This is a genomic window from Pseudomonas sp. W15Feb9B, assembly GCF_000828175.1.
GTDB classification, from domain to species: domain Bacteria; phylum Pseudomonadota; class Gammaproteobacteria; order Pseudomonadales; family Pseudomonadaceae; genus Aquipseudomonas; species Aquipseudomonas parakoreensis.
Genome location: NZ_JTKF01000025.1, coordinates 1 through 16568, shown reverse-complemented (window position 1 = coordinate 16568; position 16568 = coordinate 1). Strand labels below are relative to the sequence as shown.

Annotated in this window: 10 protein-coding genes; 3 read left to right on the top strand and 7 right to left on the bottom strand. The window is 60.6% G+C overall.

Annotated elements, in window-relative coordinates; translation table 11 throughout:
* Positions 1–12 precede the first annotated feature (12 nt).
* The 3 genes from OC71_RS13525 to OC71_RS13515 all read right to left on the bottom strand — a co-directional run bounded on the left by OC71_RS13525 (position 13) and on the right by OC71_RS13515 (position 3532).
* A complete protein-coding gene (locus tag OC71_RS13525) occupies positions 13–1263 on the bottom strand; it encodes a sarcosine oxidase subunit beta (RefSeq protein WP_003206307.1) in 1251 nt (416 codons plus the stop codon).
* Between the two features lie 20 nt (positions 1264–1283).
* Positions 1284–2537, bottom strand: coding sequence for a serine hydroxymethyltransferase (glyA, locus tag OC71_RS13520; RefSeq protein ID WP_041069902.1), 1254 nt, complete (start codon positions 2535–2537; stop codon positions 1284–1286).
* Positions 2538–2821: 284 nt separating this feature from the next.
* Positions 2822–3532, bottom strand: coding sequence for a TraX family protein (locus tag OC71_RS13515; RefSeq protein WP_041069898.1), 711 nt, complete (start codon positions 3530–3532; stop codon positions 2822–2824).
* Positions 3533–3659: 127 nt separating this feature from the next.
* Between OC71_RS13515 and OC71_RS13510 the strand changes: the two genes are divergently transcribed.
* The gene (locus OC71_RS13510) at positions 3660–4700 is read left to right on the top strand and encodes a low specificity L-threonine aldolase (protein WP_016772826.1); all 1041 of its coding nucleotides are present in this window, start codon (positions 3660–3662) and stop codon (positions 4698–4700) included.
* 262 nt (positions 4701–4962) lie between these two features.
* Positions 4963–5787, top strand: coding sequence for an NAD(P)-dependent oxidoreductase (locus tag OC71_RS13505; RefSeq protein WP_041069892.1), 825 nt, complete (start codon positions 4963–4965; stop codon positions 5785–5787).
* A gap of 102 nt (positions 5788–5889) precedes the next feature.
* Here OC71_RS13505 and gbcB read toward each other — a convergent pair whose 3' ends face one another.
* A complete protein-coding gene (gene gbcB, locus OC71_RS13500) occupies positions 5890–6990 on the bottom strand; it encodes a glycine-betaine demethylase subunit GbcB (protein WP_041069889.1) in 1101 nt (366 codons plus the stop codon).
* 282 nt (positions 6991–7272) lie between these two features.
* Between gbcB and gbcA the strand changes: the two genes are divergently transcribed.
* The gene (gene gbcA / locus OC71_RS13495) at positions 7273–8565 is read left to right on the top strand and encodes a glycine-betaine demethylase subunit GbcA (RefSeq protein WP_041069886.1); all 1293 of its coding nucleotides are present in this window, start codon (positions 7273–7275) and stop codon (positions 8563–8565) included.
* 115 nt (positions 8566–8680) lie between these two features.
* On the opposite strand, the gene OC71_RS13490 is transcribed toward gbcA, so the two are convergent.
* From OC71_RS13490 to OC71_RS13480, 3 genes are all read right to left on the bottom strand, one after another.
* On the bottom strand, positions 8681–9925 hold the full coding sequence (locus tag OC71_RS13490; protein WP_041069883.1) for a metallophosphoesterase: 1245 nt from the start codon (positions 9923–9925) through the stop codon (positions 8681–8683).
* A 25-nt stretch (positions 9926–9950) separates the two neighbouring features.
* Positions 9951–11819: a hypothetical protein gene (locus tag OC71_RS13485; RefSeq protein ID WP_041069880.1), complete on the bottom strand. Its 1869-nt coding sequence runs from the start codon at positions 11817–11819 to the stop codon at positions 9951–9953.
* 197 nt (positions 11820–12016) lie between these two features.
* Complete coding sequence (locus tag OC71_RS13480) at positions 12017–15469, bottom strand: GMC family oxidoreductase N-terminal domain-containing protein (RefSeq protein WP_041069877.1); 3453 nt, start codon at positions 15467–15469, stop codon at positions 12017–12019.
* Positions 15470–16568 lie beyond the last annotated feature (1099 nt).

Below are 16568 nucleotides of genomic sequence, written 5' to 3'. Positions count from 1 at the left end.
GGATTTCTCCTGTTAGTGGGCGACGGCAGCAGCGCCGTGTTCGTCGATGAGTGCGCCGTTGTGGAAACGGTCGATGGAGAACGGTGCCGCCAACGGGTGCATTTCACCCTTGGCCAGACTCGCGGCAAACACGTTGCCCGAGCCAGGTGTGGCTTTGAAGCCGCCGGTGCCCCAACCGCAGTTGAAGAACATGTTCGGTACCGGGGTTTTCGAAATGATCGGGCAAGCGTCCGGCGTGGTGTCGACGATGCCGCCCCACTGGCGGTTCATGCGCACCCGCGACAGCACCGGGAACATCTCGACGATGGCCTGGATAGTGTGCTCGATCACCGGGTACGAACCGCGCTGGCCATAGCCGTTGTAGCCGTCGATACCGGCGCCGATCACCAGGTCGCCCTTGTCGGACTGGCTGATGTAACCGTGCACGGCGTTGGACATGATCACGCTGTCGATAATCGGTTTGATCGGCTCGGACACCAGTGCCTGCAGCGGGTGGGATTCGATCGGCAGCCGGAAACCGGCGAGCTTGGCCATGTGCCCGGAGTTACCGGCGGTGACCACGCCGACGCGTTTGGCGCCGATGAAGCCCTTGTTGGTTTCAACGCCGATGCACACACCGTTTTCCTTGCGGAAACCGATCACTTCAGTCTGCTGGATCAAGTCCACGCCCAAGGCGTCGGCGGCACGGGCAAAGCCCCAGGCCACGGCATCGTGACGGGCAACGCCGCCACGACGTTGAACGGTCGCGCCCATCACCGGGTAGCGGGTGTTTTTCGAGCAGTCGAGGTACGGGATCTCGTCGGCCACTTGCTTGGCGTTGAGCAATTCGCCGTCGACGCCATTGAGGCGGTTGGCGCTGACCCGACGCTCGGAATCACGGATGTCCTGCAGGGTGTGGCACAGGTTGTAGACGCCACGCTGGGAGAACATCACGTTGTAGTTCAGATCCTGCGACAGACCTTCCCACAATTTCATCGCGTGTTCGTACAGGTGTGCCGACTCGTCCCACAGGTAGTTGGAACGCACGATGGTGGTGTTGCGCGCGGTGTTGCCGCCGCCCAGCCAGCCCTTCTCGACCACGGCCACGTTGGTGATGCCGTGCTCTTTCGCCAGGTAGTAGGCGGTCGCCAGACCGTGCCCGCCACCGCCGACGATGACCACGTCGTAGACCTTCTTCGGCGTCGGCGTGCGCCACATGCGCTGCCAGTTCTCGTGGTGGCTGAGGGAGTGTTTGAAGAGGCCGAAGCCCGAATAGCGTTGCATAGTCATTTACTCCAAACCGCTCAGCGATAAACCGGGTAGTCGGCGCACAGTGCCGCGACGTTCTTGGCCACATTCGCTTCAACGTCGGCGTCACCGAGGTTGTCGAGGATGTCGCAGATCCAGCCGGCCAGCGCTTCGCACTGGGCGACCTTGAAGCCACGCGTGGTGACGGCCGGGGTGCCGATGCGCAGGCCCGAGGTCACGAACGGCGACTGTGGGTCGTTCGGCACGGCGTTCTTGTTGACGGTGATGTGCGCGCGGCCAAGGGCGGCGTCAGCATCTTTGCCGGTCAGGCCCTGACGGATCAGGCTGACCAGGAACAGGTGGTTGTCGGTACCGCCGGACACTACATCGTAGCCACGTTTGATAAACACGCTGGCCATGGCCTTGGCGTTGTCGATCACTTGTTGCTGATAGGCCTTGAAGCCGGGCTCCAGCGCTTCCTTGAAGCACACCGCCTTACCGGCGATGACGTGCATCAGCGGGCCGCCCTGGGCGCCGGGGAATACCGCGGCGTTGAGCTTTTTCTCGATCTCTTCGTTGGACTTGGCCAGGATCAGCCCGCCACGCGGACCGCGCAGGGTTTTGTGGGTGGTGGTGGTGACCACGTCGGCGTACGGCAGCGGGTTCGGGTACAGGCCAGCAGCGACCAGACCGGCAACGTGGGCCATGTCGACGAACAGCAGCGCACCGACCTTGTCGGCGATCTGGCGGAAGCGCGGGAAGTCCAGAGTCTTCGAATAAGCAGAGAAACCGGCAACGATCATCTTCGGCTTGCACTCGACGGCCAGACGCTCGACTTCGTCGTAATCGATCAGCCCGGTGTCGGTGTTGATCCCGTACTGCACCGCGTTGTAGAGCTTGCCCGAGGATGAGACTTTCGCGCCGTGGGTCAGGTGACCGCCATGAGCGAGGCTCATACCGAGAATGGTGTCGCCCGGCTGGATCAGTGCCAGATACACGGCGCTGTTGGCCGAGGAACCGGAGTGCGGCTGGACGTTGGCGTAATCGGCACCGAACAGTTGCTTGGCGCGTTCGATGGCCAGCGCTTCGACTTTATCCACATGCTCGCAGCCACCGTAGTAGCGCTTGCCCGGATAACCTTCGGCGTATTTGTTGGTCAGGCCGCTGCCTTGCGCTTGCATCACGCGTTTGCTGGTGTAGTTCTCCGACGCGATCAGCTCGATGTGATCTTCCTGACGTTGCTCCTCGGCATTCATCGCCGCCAGCAGTGCATCGTCGTAACCCTGGATCTGGTCTTGCTTGCTGAACATCGCGTCTCTCCCAGCGGCGTCGGTGCGCCATTTCGTCTTGGTCAGGCACGCGGCTTGCGGAGGTGCCCTTTGATGCGATGGTATGGCCGGCGCAGACAGCCCAGATGCCTACGGACGCCACACAAAGGTGCGTTTACGACATGGCTCGAAATGGTCTTGCCAGACTTGATCTCGAAAACACTGAAGAACCCTGTGGGAGCTGGCTTGCCAGCGATGGCGATAGCACATCTGGTATTGATGACGGCTGACCCACCGCTATCGCTGGCAAGCCAGCTCCCACACGGTTATGCGGCGACTTCGCGGATAAGTAGCAGCAAGAGGAAATGTGCAGGATAGAGGGCGTAGCCCCAGCGCCGCATCGGTGGCGGCTGGAGATGTCGCGCGTGTCGCAACAGGAACACCCCGAGCAGTGGCGCAATCAGACACGCCGCGATACCAAACACCGCCACGTAGTTGCCGAACTCCGCCGCCTCATACAGCACCCGCCACTGATTGCCCGCCAGACACACCAGCCCCGGCAGCAGGCCGAAATACCACGGGCGACGGATCACCCACAGCAGCGCCAGCGGCAACAGCACGCCAAATATCCCGAACATCAGCCACTGCGCAAACAACGCCGCCAGCAGCAAGGCACCGACGCCCAACAGTCGCGACAGTAGCGTGCGATCTTGCCAGCCCCGCACCACCAGCAACCCCAGCGCCAGCGTAGGCATCACGTTCAAGGTGTCGGGATCAGGAATGTACAAACGGTACGGAATCTCACTGACCGCACTGAACAGCAGCAGCCAGCCCAGATAGCGCCACTCGGTCTTCTGCGCACCGGCCCGGGCCAGGTTCGCCGCCATCGCCAGACAGAACCACGGGAATGCCAGGCGTCCCGGCACATACAGCCAATCGGCGCTGATCCCGACATATCGCAGGTGATCGAGCAGCATGCTCAGCAGCGCCAGCCACTTGAGCAGATCCAGCGCGCCGTCGCGTTTAGTCACGTGCATAATCGGGTAACAAACTGGTAATTTCCTGACAGTGACATCCCGTGTGCTCCCCCGGAAGATCTTCGGTAAAGTGCGCACCCTCATTGACCACGAGCCTTCACAAGAGTCTCGACCACGGAAGCCGGCCATGACCGACAAGAGCCAACAATTCGCCAGCGACAACTACTCCGGTATCTGCCCCGAAGCCTGGGCCGCCATGGAACAGGCCAACCACGGCCACCAGCGCGCTTATGGCGACGATGAATGGACCGCACGTGCGGCCGACCATTTCCGCAAGCTGTTCGAAACCGACTGCGAAGTGTTCTTCGCCTTCAACGGCACTGCCGCCAACTCGCTCGCACTGTCGTCGCTGTGCCAGAGTTACCACAGCGTGATCTGCTCGGAAACCGCCCACGTCGAAACCGACGAATGCGGCGCGCCGGAATTCTTCTCCAACGGCTCGAAACTGCTGATCGCCGGCACCGAAAACGGCAAGATCACCCCGCAGTCGATCCGCGAAGTCGCGCTCAAGCGCCAGGACATCCACTACCCGAAACCGCGCGTCGTGACCCTGACTCAGGCCACTGAAGTCGGCAGCGTCTACACCCCGGAAGAAGTCCGCGCCATCAGCGCCACCTGCAAGGAACTGGGCTTGCACCTGCACATGGACGGCGCGCGTTTCTCCAACGCCTGCGCGTTTCTCGGCTGCTCGCCAGCCGACCTGACCTGGAAAGCCGGCGTCGATGTGTTGTGCTTCGGCGGCACCAAAAACGGCATGGCAGTGGGTGAAGCGATCCTGTTCTTCAACCACAAACTGGCCGAAGACTTCGACTACCGCTGCAAACAGGCCGGGCAACTGGCGTCGAAAATGCGTTTCCTGTCGGCACCGTGGGTCGGCATCCTCGAAAACGATGCGTGGCTCAAATACGCCCGCCACGCCAACCACTGCGCGCAACTGCTGGCTGAGCTGGTCAGCGACATCCCGGGTGTGGAACTGATGTTCCCGGTGCAGGCCAACGGCGTATTCCTGCAACTCTCGGAACCGGCCATCGCCGCGCTGACCGCCAAGAACTGGCGCTTCTACACCTTCATCGGCAAGGGCGGCGCGCGTTTCATGTGCTCGTGGGACACCGAAGAAGAACGCGTACGCGAACTGGCCCGCGATATCCGCGAAGTCATGTCCGCCTGATTCCTTGGCAAATGAACGCCTGTAACGAGTTGCTCCCCTGTGGCGAGGGAGCTTGCTCCCGCTGGGCTGCGTAGCAGCCCCCAAAACCTGAGTAGGCGGTTCGTCAGACAAACCGCATTGCCTGGGTTTACGACTGCTGCGCAGCCGAGCGGGAGCAAGCTCCCTCGCCACAAGTTCACTTCGCCGCCCCTATCGCGCCAGCTGCTTGGTCTACATTGTCTGTCGAGCCTCCGCTCACATAACAACAAGCAGGAGCATCGGCATGTCGCTACAAGGCAAAACCCTGTTCATCACCGGCGCCAGCCGTGGCATCGGGCGTGAGATTGCGCTGCGGGCCGCGAAGGACGGGGCCAATATCGTGATTGCGGCCAAGAGCGCCGAAGCCCATCCGAAATTGCCGGGCACCATCCACAGCGTCGCCGCAGAAGTCGAAGCGGCCGGCGGCAACGCCTTGGCGCTGCAACTGGATGTACGTGATGAAGACGCGGTGCGCCGTGCGCTGGCCCAGGCCAACGCGCATTTCGGTGGCATCGATGCGCTGGTGAACAATGCCGGGGCGATCAAGTTGACCGGTGTGCAACACATCGAACTCAAGCGGTTCGACCTGATGCACCAGATCAACACCCGCGCCGTGTTGCTGTGCAGCCAGGCCGCCCTGCCCTATCTGAAGAAATCCGCCGGGCACATCCTCAACCTGTCGCCGCCACTGAATCTGGCGAGCAAATGGTTCGCCCAGTACAGCCCTTACACCGTGACCAAGTACGGCATGAGCATGCTGACGGTGGGCATGAGCGAGGAATTCGCCAGTTACGGCATCAGCGTCAATTCGCTGTGGCCGCAGACGATGATTGCCACGGCGGCGATCGAGTTTCAGCTGGGGAACCGCGAGTCGTTCAAGCATGCGCGCCTGCCTTCGATCATGGCGGATGCGGCGCATGTGATTCTGAATAGCAGCCAGCGGCAGATCACTGGACGACTGCTGATCGACGAAGAAATTTTGCGTGAGCACGGCGTGACTGAATTCGATCACTACCGATTCGAACCGGACAGTAATGCAACCCTGATGCCTGACTTGTTCGTGGATTGAATCCCCCCTGTAGGAGCTGCCGAAGGCTGCGATCTTTTGATCTTGCTTTTAAGATCAAGATCAAAAGATCGCAGCCTTCGGCAGCTCCTACAGGGATCCGGCTCAGAATTCGATTCTGACGTCGCCTTTAGGCACGCTGCAGCACGACAGAATGTACCCCTCGGCCTCGTCGTCCTCGGTAATCCCGCCGTTGTGCTCCATCTCCACTTCGCCGCCCAGTTTCATCACCTTGCACGTGCCGCAAATGCCCATGCCGCAAGCTTTCGGAATCATCAGGCCCAGCTTGGCCGCCGCTGCATGCACGGTTTCGCCCGGAGCCACGCGAATGCTCTTGCCGGAGGCGGTGAACTCGACCTGATGCAGATCCGCCGCATCGATTTCCGGTGCCTCGGCGGCCTGTTCGGCTTGCTCCACCGCGTCGGCGCGGGCTTCAGGAGGAGTCGCACCGAAGGATTCCTCGTGATAACGCGACATGTCGTAGCCGGCGGCTTCGAGCAGGCGCTTGACGGCGGTCATGTACGGCGTCGGGCCGCAGCAGAACACTTCGCGCTCAAGGAAGTCGGGAACCATCAGCTCCAGCATCTTGTGATTGAGGTAGCCGCGATAGCCGGCCCACGGCTCGCCCAGCCCGTGTTTCTCGCAGATCAGGTGCAGGCTGAAGTTGTCGATCCGCGACGCCATGTGCTCCAGCTCGCGGTGATAAATGATGTCTTTCGGCGAGCGGGCGCTGTGGATAAAGGTCATGTCGACATTGGCGTTGGTGTCGTAGAACCAGCGCGCCATCGACATGCACGGGGTGATCCCCACACCACCGCTGAGATACAGCACTTTCGGGCTCGGGAAGTCGATGGCATTGAACAGCCCGACCGGCCCGTGCACCGCCAGCTCCTGGCCTTCATGCAGGGTGTCGTGCAACCAGTTGGAAACCTTGCCGCCCGGCACGCGCTTGATGGTCACCGAGAAGCTGTACGGCACCGACGGCGAACTGGAGATGGTGTACGAACGCATGATCGGCTGACCGTCGATTTCCAGCTCCAGGGTTACAAACTGCCCAGGCTTGAAGAAGAACAGGATCGGCTGGTCGGCCATGAAGCAGAAGGTGCGTACGTCCCAGGTTTCCTGGATGACTTTGACGCAACGGACGATGTGTCGGCCATTGGCCCAGGTCTGGGTGGTGACCGGATTCAGGAAGCTGTTGGACATGCTGTTCTCCACGGCCGACTGTCGGCCTTCATGTGGCGATTCTGCGTATAGCGTGAACCGCCCGTTTACCTATCCGCGACATCGGCATACTTATCGCGACCAGCCCCCAACCACCGGGGGTTGCGCGTCGGGAACAGATTGCACCATGTCGCCCATGGATAAGGTTCCGGGCAGCGCCGGCCCCACACTCGCCACACACCAAGACGAATTCTTTACACCTTGCGTAGCAACCCTGATCAGCCACTTTCGCCGGCCACGCAGATGGCCTTGAGGATCACATTGATGGACACCGCAAAAATCAGCCTGGGCGACCCGCTGGAACCCGCACGCAAGGCCACCGCACAGATGCTGCAGGAGCGCGAACGTACTTTTTCGCTGCCGCAGCCGTTCTATAACGATGAACGCCTGTTCGATATCGACATGCAGGAAATCTTCCAAAAGGAATGGTTGATCGCCGGCATGACCTGCGAGATCCCGGCCAAGGGCAACTACATCACCCTGCAGATCGGCAAGAACCCGATCATCGTCATTCGTGGCGCCGAGGGTGTGGTGCATGCGTTCCACAACGTCTGTCGCCACCGAGGCTCGCGCCTGTGCACCAGCGACAAGGGCAAGGTTGCCAAACTGGTCTGCCACTACCACCAATGGACCTACGAGCTGGACGGTCGCCTGCTGTTCGCCGGTACCGAGATGGGCGCCGACTTCGACATGAAGCAGTACGGCCTCAAACCGGTGAACGTGAAGACGGCCGGCGGCTACATCTTCATCAGCCTGGCGGAAAACCCGCCGGCCATCGATGACTTCCTGTCGACGCTGAACCACTACATGGAACCGTACGACATGGAGAACACCAAGGTGGCAGTGCAAACCACCTTGATGGAAAAGGCCAACTGGAAACTGGTGCTGGAAAACAACCGCGAGTGCTACCACTGCGGCGGCTCGCACCCTGAATTGCTGAAAACCCTGCTGGAATGGGACGACGTCACCGACCCGCGCGCCGATCAGGCGTTCAAGGATCACGTTGCCGCGTCTGCTGCTGCCTGGGAAGCCGAGAAAATCCCTTACGCCCACGCCAGTTTCGGCCTGCGCAACCGCATCGTGCGCATGCCGCTGCTCAAGGGCACTGTGTCGATGACCATGGACGGCAAACAGGGCTGCGCCAAGCTGATGGGCCGGATCAAGAATCCGGACCTGGGTTCGATGCGCATTCTGCACCTGCCGCACTCGTGGAACCACTGCATGGGCGACCACATCATCGTGTTCACCGTGTGGCCGATCAGCGCCCAGGAAACCATGGTTACCACCAAATGGCTGGTGCACAAGGACGCCGTCGAAGGCGTGGATTACGACGTCGAACGCATGCGCCAGGTGTGGGACGCGACCAACGACCAGGACCGGCGTCTGGCCGAAGAAAACCAGCGCGGGATCAACTCCACGGCTTATCAGCCGGGGCCGTACTCGAAGACCTATGAGTTTGGCGTGGTCAACTTCGTGGACTGGTACAGCGAGCGGATGCTGAACAACCTCGGGGCCGAGCCGGCGCCGTACCTCAAAGGCGTGCCTGTTCAGGGCTAAAAGCATCGCTGGCAAGCCAGCTCCCACAGTGGTCGATGGTGTTTACAGATACCGTGTACACCGCAAAACCTGTGGGAGCTGGCTTGCCAGCGATAGCGTCATCACTGTCATCGCATCACTTCGATGACCACCTCAAACTGCCATCCTCCCCAATAAACTCCTCAAAAATCTCCTCCCCCACCAGCCGGATTTTCGCGTACCCATTCAGCACCCGCAGCGGATAGTCCGGATCGTTCGCGTCCTGCGTCTCCGAAAACAGCACCCGCGAATGGCCGTTCAGCTCGCTGGTGGTGCCATAGGGAATGGCTCCGTGGCCGGCACAACGCGCATGCAGTCCGCCCTGGGCGGCGTAAACGATGCCGTTGTGCAGATGCCCCCAATACCAGTAATCAGGCTCGCGCCCCAGCGCATCGCACACCGGTTGATACAGCGCGGTCTTGTGGTGCCCGGTGATGTCGAAGCCCTGATGGTGGCTGAGCACCATGAGTTTCTTGCGTTTCGGCAAGCCCTTCATCCACTCGATCTGCGGTTTGTTGAGGGTGCCGTCCATGTACAGGTTCATGACATCCGAAGCGTACGCGGTGTCCAGCCCGACAATCAGCCAATCGTCGTTGATCAGGGCAAAGTAGCTGGTGCCCTGCTGCCCCGGAAAACGCGCGGCCAGTTCCTTGAAGTAACCGTGGGCGCCGCTGTACATCTCGTGGTTGGAATTGAGGGTGAACGAGCCGTGGGTGCCCATCGGCCAGCCCGCCATGTCGGTGTCTTCCTGGGAGTGGCTGCCAGCGTAATAAACGTCCCCCAGGTGAATGGTGAAATCGGCATTGGCCCGTTGCATCTGGTTGGCCACCGACACCGCCGGCGCGTGGCTGTTGAACGGCCCGGTGCCCCAGTCACCGGCGATCGCCAGCGTCACTTCGCGATCCATGGTCACCATTGCCGGGTCAGTGCCGAAGGTCGCGTGATGGCGCAGGTTTTCGATCCACTTGAGCAGCGCCTCGCTCCACAGCAGATCCAGCAGTTCCCATTTGCGACATCCCAGCAGCGTGCCGTCCTTGAGCACCTTGGTCTGCAATTGATCGGGCGATTGCGGCAACGGCGTGGCATTGCCGATGCGCAGGATCGAAAGACCGTGGGACAACTCCCACGGCACCGCCGGTCCGTCGTCCGGCAGCTCGCCATTTTTCAGCACGTATTGCGCCTGATCGTGGCCGCGCTGGAGCAACTTGATGATGGCCTGGAACTCCTCGGGTTCCAGTTCGCTGATGAGCTTCATCCAGGCCATTTCCACTCGCGTGAACAGGCCGTGCAGACGCACCTTTACCTTGTCGTATTCATGCTTCAGATGACCGACCGCTGACATGGCGTAATCCTCTATCCGTAGGGGTTCACAGGGTTTTCATGAATTCGATCAACGCACGCTTGTCGTCGTCCGACAGCGTGGTGCCATACAGGTGACCGCTGTTGTGGTTGCCCTCCAGCCGCGTGTCGTATGTGAAATCGGCCGAGGCTTTGGCCTGGGCACCCGTGGTGACAAAACCGACGTTGACCGGGTCGTAGACATCGGAGCCGGTGATGAACACCACCGGGCGTTTTTCCGGCGGTTGCAGCAAGTCCCACAGGGTCGGCACCGAACCGTTGTGCAGGTACGGCGCGCGCAGCCAGATGCCATCGGTCGGCGTGTTGCTGTAGCTCTGGGTCTTGCGATAAGCGCCGAAGTCGAACGGCGGTTTCTTGAAGGTGTGGAACGCCGTCACCAGACCGGTGGTGAATGAGTCCAGCCGATGTGGATCGGTGCCGAGCTGATCGATGTTGGTGGTCACTTGCCCGGTGTCGGCGCGACCGAAGTCGTGGCACGCGGCGCAATTGGCGTCCCAGATTGGTTTGCCCTGGGCGACCTTGGCCTGATCCAGTGCCCACGGCCACGCCGGCGCCTTGTGCCCGAGCAGCCAGTTGGTCACCCGGTTGAAGCTCGGCGGCAGCACCGATTCCGGGGTCGCGCCCACGGCCATTGCAGCGGCGTAGTTGCGTTCGTGGATCTTGTTGTTATTGCCGTCCCAATGCAGGTACATCGATTCCCGCGGCTTCTGGTTCCAGACTTGCGGCAGGTCGACGGTGCCGATGGTCGAGTCATCCGGGAAGCCGAACACCACCATTTTCGTCGGGTTGAAGGTGTCGGTGCGACCCGGGCCCTGTTGCGGCCGCAGCTTCTGCCAGGCGTAGGCCTGCTTCTGTTTGAGCAAAGCGCTTTTCGCCATCGGGATGATCAGGTAGCGGTTGTAGAGCTTCTCGAAAAAACCCAGCTGGAATTTGCCGTTGATCGCCGCCATTACTGCATCGGTGGTGAATTTCGGGTCGCTGGCACAATCGTAGGCGAACCACTGAAAGGCTTGCAGTTGCAGGGTGTTGGCCGGCGCGCTGGGCACGTTGACCGCGACGTCGCTGGCATTGGCCCGGTAGGAGCCGGTGTGACACAGCGCGCAGTTCGGTTCCACGGTCGGGTAGCCGATCTGCCGCTTGGCCATGCCGATCGGCAGGTCCTTGCCGTTCTCATAGAGAAAGCCGAAGACCTCCCAGCCGCCGGGCTTGGGCAGTTTTTCCGGGCACATCTGCGGCAGTACGGCGAACAGGTAATACGGGATCCGCGCTTCGATACCCAGGCCAATCGCGGCGTATTTGTAGTGATCTTCGTCGGAGGCGTATTCCTGCTCCGGCATAACCCGCAGCATCTGGTACCAGGTCTCGTAACCGATAAACCCCAATACCGCGACAACCACCAGCGTGCCGACCTTGAAGGCGTGGCTCTGCCATTGCCGCGCCCAGGCAGCACGCCACTCGCGACAGCCATCGCACAGCAGCGCCCATGGCCGGTTCGCGGGCGTGGTGCCGAGGTACAGCAGAATGCCGAGGATCAGGAAAAAGCTCAGATCGCCCAGCAGCATCGGCACGAACACCGAGCCTTGGCTGCTGGTGTTGATCAGGTAAATCCAGAACACCACGGCGATCAGCCGCGTCAGTACGCACAGCCAGGAATGCACCACATAGCGCGGCGCGTTGAAGCCCGACGGCATGTAAAACACGCTGATGCCCACCAGCAGCATCCCGGCGTTTTCCAGCCACGGGTCGGAGAGTTGCGGCGGCAGACCGACCACCGATGTCAGCAACCCCGGCGCGAACAGCGCGGGGATCGCGAACACCATGTTCATGGCAATGCCGAGCCAGATGAAGCGTTGAAACCAGCGGATGTAGCTGTCCATGTCTTCCATTTCCTTGTGCAGACCTTAGGAGAGTCCCTCTGTGTGATGAGCTTTTGTGGCGAGGGAACTTGCTCCCGCTCGGCGGCGAAGCGTCGTAAACCCGGCAAATGCGGTGTTTCAGGAAAACCGCACGCTCAGATTTTGGGGCCGCTTCGCAGCCCAGCGGGAGCAAGCTCCCTCGCCACAGGAAAACCTCATCAACCGAGAGCCGTTTTCTCCAGGTGTTCAAGGATGAGCGGGTACACATCCACCACCGCGTTCTTGCCGAACATGCAGTCGATGTGGCCGTAACCTGGCACTACGTGCCGGCTGTAGCGTTCAGGCCCGTGGACTGCGCAGACGCGCTGGTAGGTCTTGAGGGTGCTTTCCGGCAGATAACACTGGTTCTCCGCGCCGCTGATAAAGCAGATCGGCATCGTCAGCCGCTCGAAGTGCGACATGTACACATCGTTGCCCTTGAAATCCACCAAATGCCCTTTGCGCACGATCAGCGCCAAATGCTCGAAGGTCTCGATGTTCGACTCGCCGAACAGTTCGTGCAGGTTATCGTGCAGGGTTTCGTTAAGGGTGTCGTGGCGGTACAGCGAGGCGTACATGAAGGTGATGCGGTGGCACACCGGGTTGGTGCAATAACCCTGCGCTTCGATCCGCGCGTAGCCGTTGAGGGCTTTGTCGTAGAGGCGGTTGAACCAGTTCTCCTTGCTGTCGGCGTAAGCGGTCATCGATTTGATACCGATGGCTTCGAGCATCCCCGGCAAGTGCAGGCCGGCCTTCAACCCGGTGGCCGTGGCGACCACGGTGTCAGCGGCAATCTGCGAGCAGACCACCGAACGCACGCCTTGCAACCCCGCCAACAGCGACATGAAGAACGTCGTCGCACCGTAGCAATGCACCACGCATTGCACGTCTTTGGCCTGGGTCTCTTGCTGAATCTGCGCGATGGCAGCCTTGAAGTCGTACTGGGCGATCTGGTCGCCGTTCCATTCCTTCTTGCTCGCCGGCAGCAGAATGCTCACCCGGAAATCCAGCAGCCACACGTCATAGTCGTGCTTGCACAGGTACTCCAGCAGGTTGGTCTGGATGGTGTCGGTGGAAAAGATATTCGAACCGACACCCAAGCCATGCACCAGCATCACCGGGCCTTTGCTGCCGGCCTGATAACGGGTCAGGCGCAGTTCGACGCCGTCCTCGGTGGGGAAGAAATGCACCGCCGGGGTTGGCGCATCCAGCGGCCGTTTCAGGCGTGGCGGCGCGTCGGGGTTGAAGTATTTGTCACCGGCAAACACCCCGCCGTAACTCTCCCAGAGAATCCCGGCGAAGAACTTGCCGAAGCGCGCCAGGCCTTCGATGCGCTCACGCTCGTTACGCGCGTTGAGCACTTTCATGGTGGTCATCTGCTTGGCGAAATCGGTCGGATGAATGTGCATCACCCCGGAGCCGATCACCTCGCCCGACTTGTCCGACCCGCGGTACAGCGTCACGTACAGGGTGCTGGTGTCGTGCCAGATGTTGAGCACGCCGTTGTCTTCCGGCACGGTTTTGAAGGCGCTGAAGAAATAGTCGTTGCCGTCCTCGGCGGTCAGTTTCATGTCGTATTTCATGTGCCGCGTGTCGACCTGCTGCTCGAATTGCTCGAACAGGTTGAACACGCCATTGCTGGCGGTCAGCGGTTGCGGCGACAGCGCCGGGGCGTTGACCGTGCCGACGATGGTCGCGGCATGCTCCGGCTCCTTGATCATCCGGTTGAGGTCGTTGGCGGTGATGGTCAGGGTGAAGTCGATGGGCGAGTTGTCCGTCTCGCCGCGTTTGGCCGCCGCTTCGTAGACTTTCAGATCGGTGCTTTGTGCGGCGGTGAAAGCGCGGGAGAAATAGCCCTTCATGGTTTCGGTGAACTGCACGCCGAGGGTCGGCGGGGCCACCTGTTTGCGCGGTGCCGAGGGCAGTGTGTAGTCGATGTGCCAACCCCGGTCAGCGGCGAGCAGGCCCATGTTGCGCTCGCTCACGGCGGAGATGGTCAGCAGCGGATTGACCGCCAGCGAGGTCGGGATCACCGCGCCGTCCGTCACGTAAAGACTGGCGTAGACATCGGTGCCGGCCGCGCCGCTGAACACCTGGCCCTTGTGATTGACCACGCCTTGCGCCGCGTCTTCACCCATCACGCAACCGCCCAGCGGATGCACCGAGACGATGCTGTGCTTGAGCAGCTGGGTCCAGATCGGGTTCTCGACCCAGACCCCGCCCAGTGCCTTGGTGCTCTGGTATAGACGTTCGTTGCCGAGCTTGAAGTTTTCCTGCTCGCCGACGCCCGGCCAGTCGATGCGCAACTGGTCCTTGTTGTCGAGCAGCATCCGGCCCTGGCCACTGTCGTGGCTCATGATCAGGTAGGTCTGCATGTTGTGCAGCGCGCCGTAATACGGGCCGCGCAAGAAGCTTTCGGCCTCGCGCTCCTTGTAGCCAAGCTTGCCACTGAAACTGTCGTCGGTGGCCTTGCCGATCATCTCGGCAAACCCGGCCATCGCCGGCACCATTGGCCGGCCTAGCGCGCCGGGGATTGAACCTTCCTCGATGACCATGCGGCTGCGCCAGTCACCTTCGGTGCGCATGTCGATGACCGAGGTGATGCACGGGCCAACCGGTTGCAGCTCCTTGGCCGAATGCGCGCCGAAGCCGATGCCGTTGATGGTCTGCTCGCAGTTGTGGCCGAAGCCGAGAATGTCACCGTTACCGCTCATGTTCTGACCGAGCTGGCCGGACATCACCAGGCCTTTGTCCCGCGAACGCAACAGAATCTCGGTGGAACCCAGGGTGCCGGCAGACACCACCACGATGTCGGCTTTCACGAACAGCGTCGGTGCGTCGAATTTCTCGCGACCGCTGTCGAGGTACTGGAAGTGCACGATCCAGCCATCGCCGTCGCGCTCCAGATGACGCACTTCGGCCTGGCAGAAAATCTCCGCGCCGTGGTTCCAGGCATCCGGCAGATAGTTCATCAGCGTGGTGTTCTTGGCCTTGTTGTTACAGCCCGATACACAGTCGCCGCACTGGTTGCACGGCAGTTGTTCGACGCCGACGTGGTTGAGATTGTTCGGCAGTTTGTCGAAGGTCACGTTGATCGGTGGCTTGTAGAAATGCGCGCCTTGCTTGAGGTAGTCCGCCGATTTTTTGTTGGCGTCGAGCTTGGGCAGATTCGGCGCGCTGTTCGGGTACGGATTGGGCTTGAGCATTTCCCGGGCGCGGGCGTAACCGTCCTTGAGCAAGGTATCGCGGTGTTCGCGTACCGCTTGCGGCCAGCGCGGGTCGTCGAACACCCCGGGCTCAGGCTCCAGTGCCACGTTGGCGTTGATCAACGACGTACCGCCGAGTCCACAACCCACCACCACATTCTGCTGGGCATTCACGTGCAGATCGAACAGGCCGGTGCGCGAGCCAATGTGGCCGTCCGGGTCATGCACCTGCAGCTCTTCAGTCGCGGCGATCATGGTGTTGGGGTATTCGCCGGGCTGAATTTCCCGCCCGCGTTCGAGCAGGCACACCTGCTTGCCGGCCCGGGACAGGCGCGACGCAGCAATGCCGCCGCCATAGCCGGAGCCGATAACGATCACGTCATAGTGTTCCTTGATTTCACTGATGGGCGTTGCGATGCGTGTCATGAGGGTGTTCCTCTCTCAGGCAGATGGGGCAACTCTGCGGTTGCCTGCAATCAATGGGCGAACGGGCACCTGGCCTCCGGGTCGAGCCCGGCGACAGCACAGCGGTTAAAGCAGGAGGTCGCTACAGACGAGCGCGTTGATTGGCCGCACGACGTAACGTGCGCTTGCGTGGCGAGGGGGGATGGCGATGTGGGCGGCTATCCATCATGCGTTCTCCCAGAACCTGATGTGGATAAGTGACGGCTGTCCTTGTGCCATTGCAGTGAAGACAGCGCAGGAATCGAAGTCAAGGCAACGCCTTAGAACTGTATGAAATCTGATCAATTGCTGTTTGGACTATGGCCGGCGGGGCTTGCAGGGTTTGGCGAACAAGTTATCCACATAGGCACCCACAGCAAATGGGGGTAACTGTGGTTGACTGGAAAAATAACTGGCTGATTTGTGAAGAAAAATCGTGACTTATCCAGAATGATGGTTTGCCAGACACATTGGCTATTTTTTGATCAAGTCTTTGTAAGCCACGGTTTTCATGGCTTGTAGAGGATGGCGAACACGTTATCCACAGAAGCGCCAACAGAGATCGGGGGTAACTTTGTCTTGTCTGTGGAAAAGCGTTAGAGGGTGTGTGAAATCGGGGAGTGCGTGGGAGTTTTGCGTAGAAACAGCTGATTTGATTGTTTTTTGATCAATTCTTCGCAGGCCACGGTTGGTATGGGTCTCAGCGGATAGCGAACATCTTATCCACAGAAGCGCCAACAGAGAATGGGGGCAACTTGCTCAGTTATCCAAGAGAAAAAGTCCAGAAAATCCGTGACTTAGGCTGGTTGTTTTTTGATCGCAGCGCTGTAAGGCTTGATTGGCGTGGGGTGCGGGCAAAGGCAAACACGTTATCCACAGATCCGCCAACAGGGATTGTGGGTAAACACTACCCCTCACCCCAGCCCTCTCCCAAAGGGAGAGGGAGCCGACCGCATCGCCTGTTCAAACTCCACCGACCTGAACGAACATTGTGATCTCAGGCTTGGCCAGACCAAGGTCACTGCGCAATCGCAGGTCGATGTAATTAGCCAATACCACTCGGTCGGTCCCCTCTCCCTCC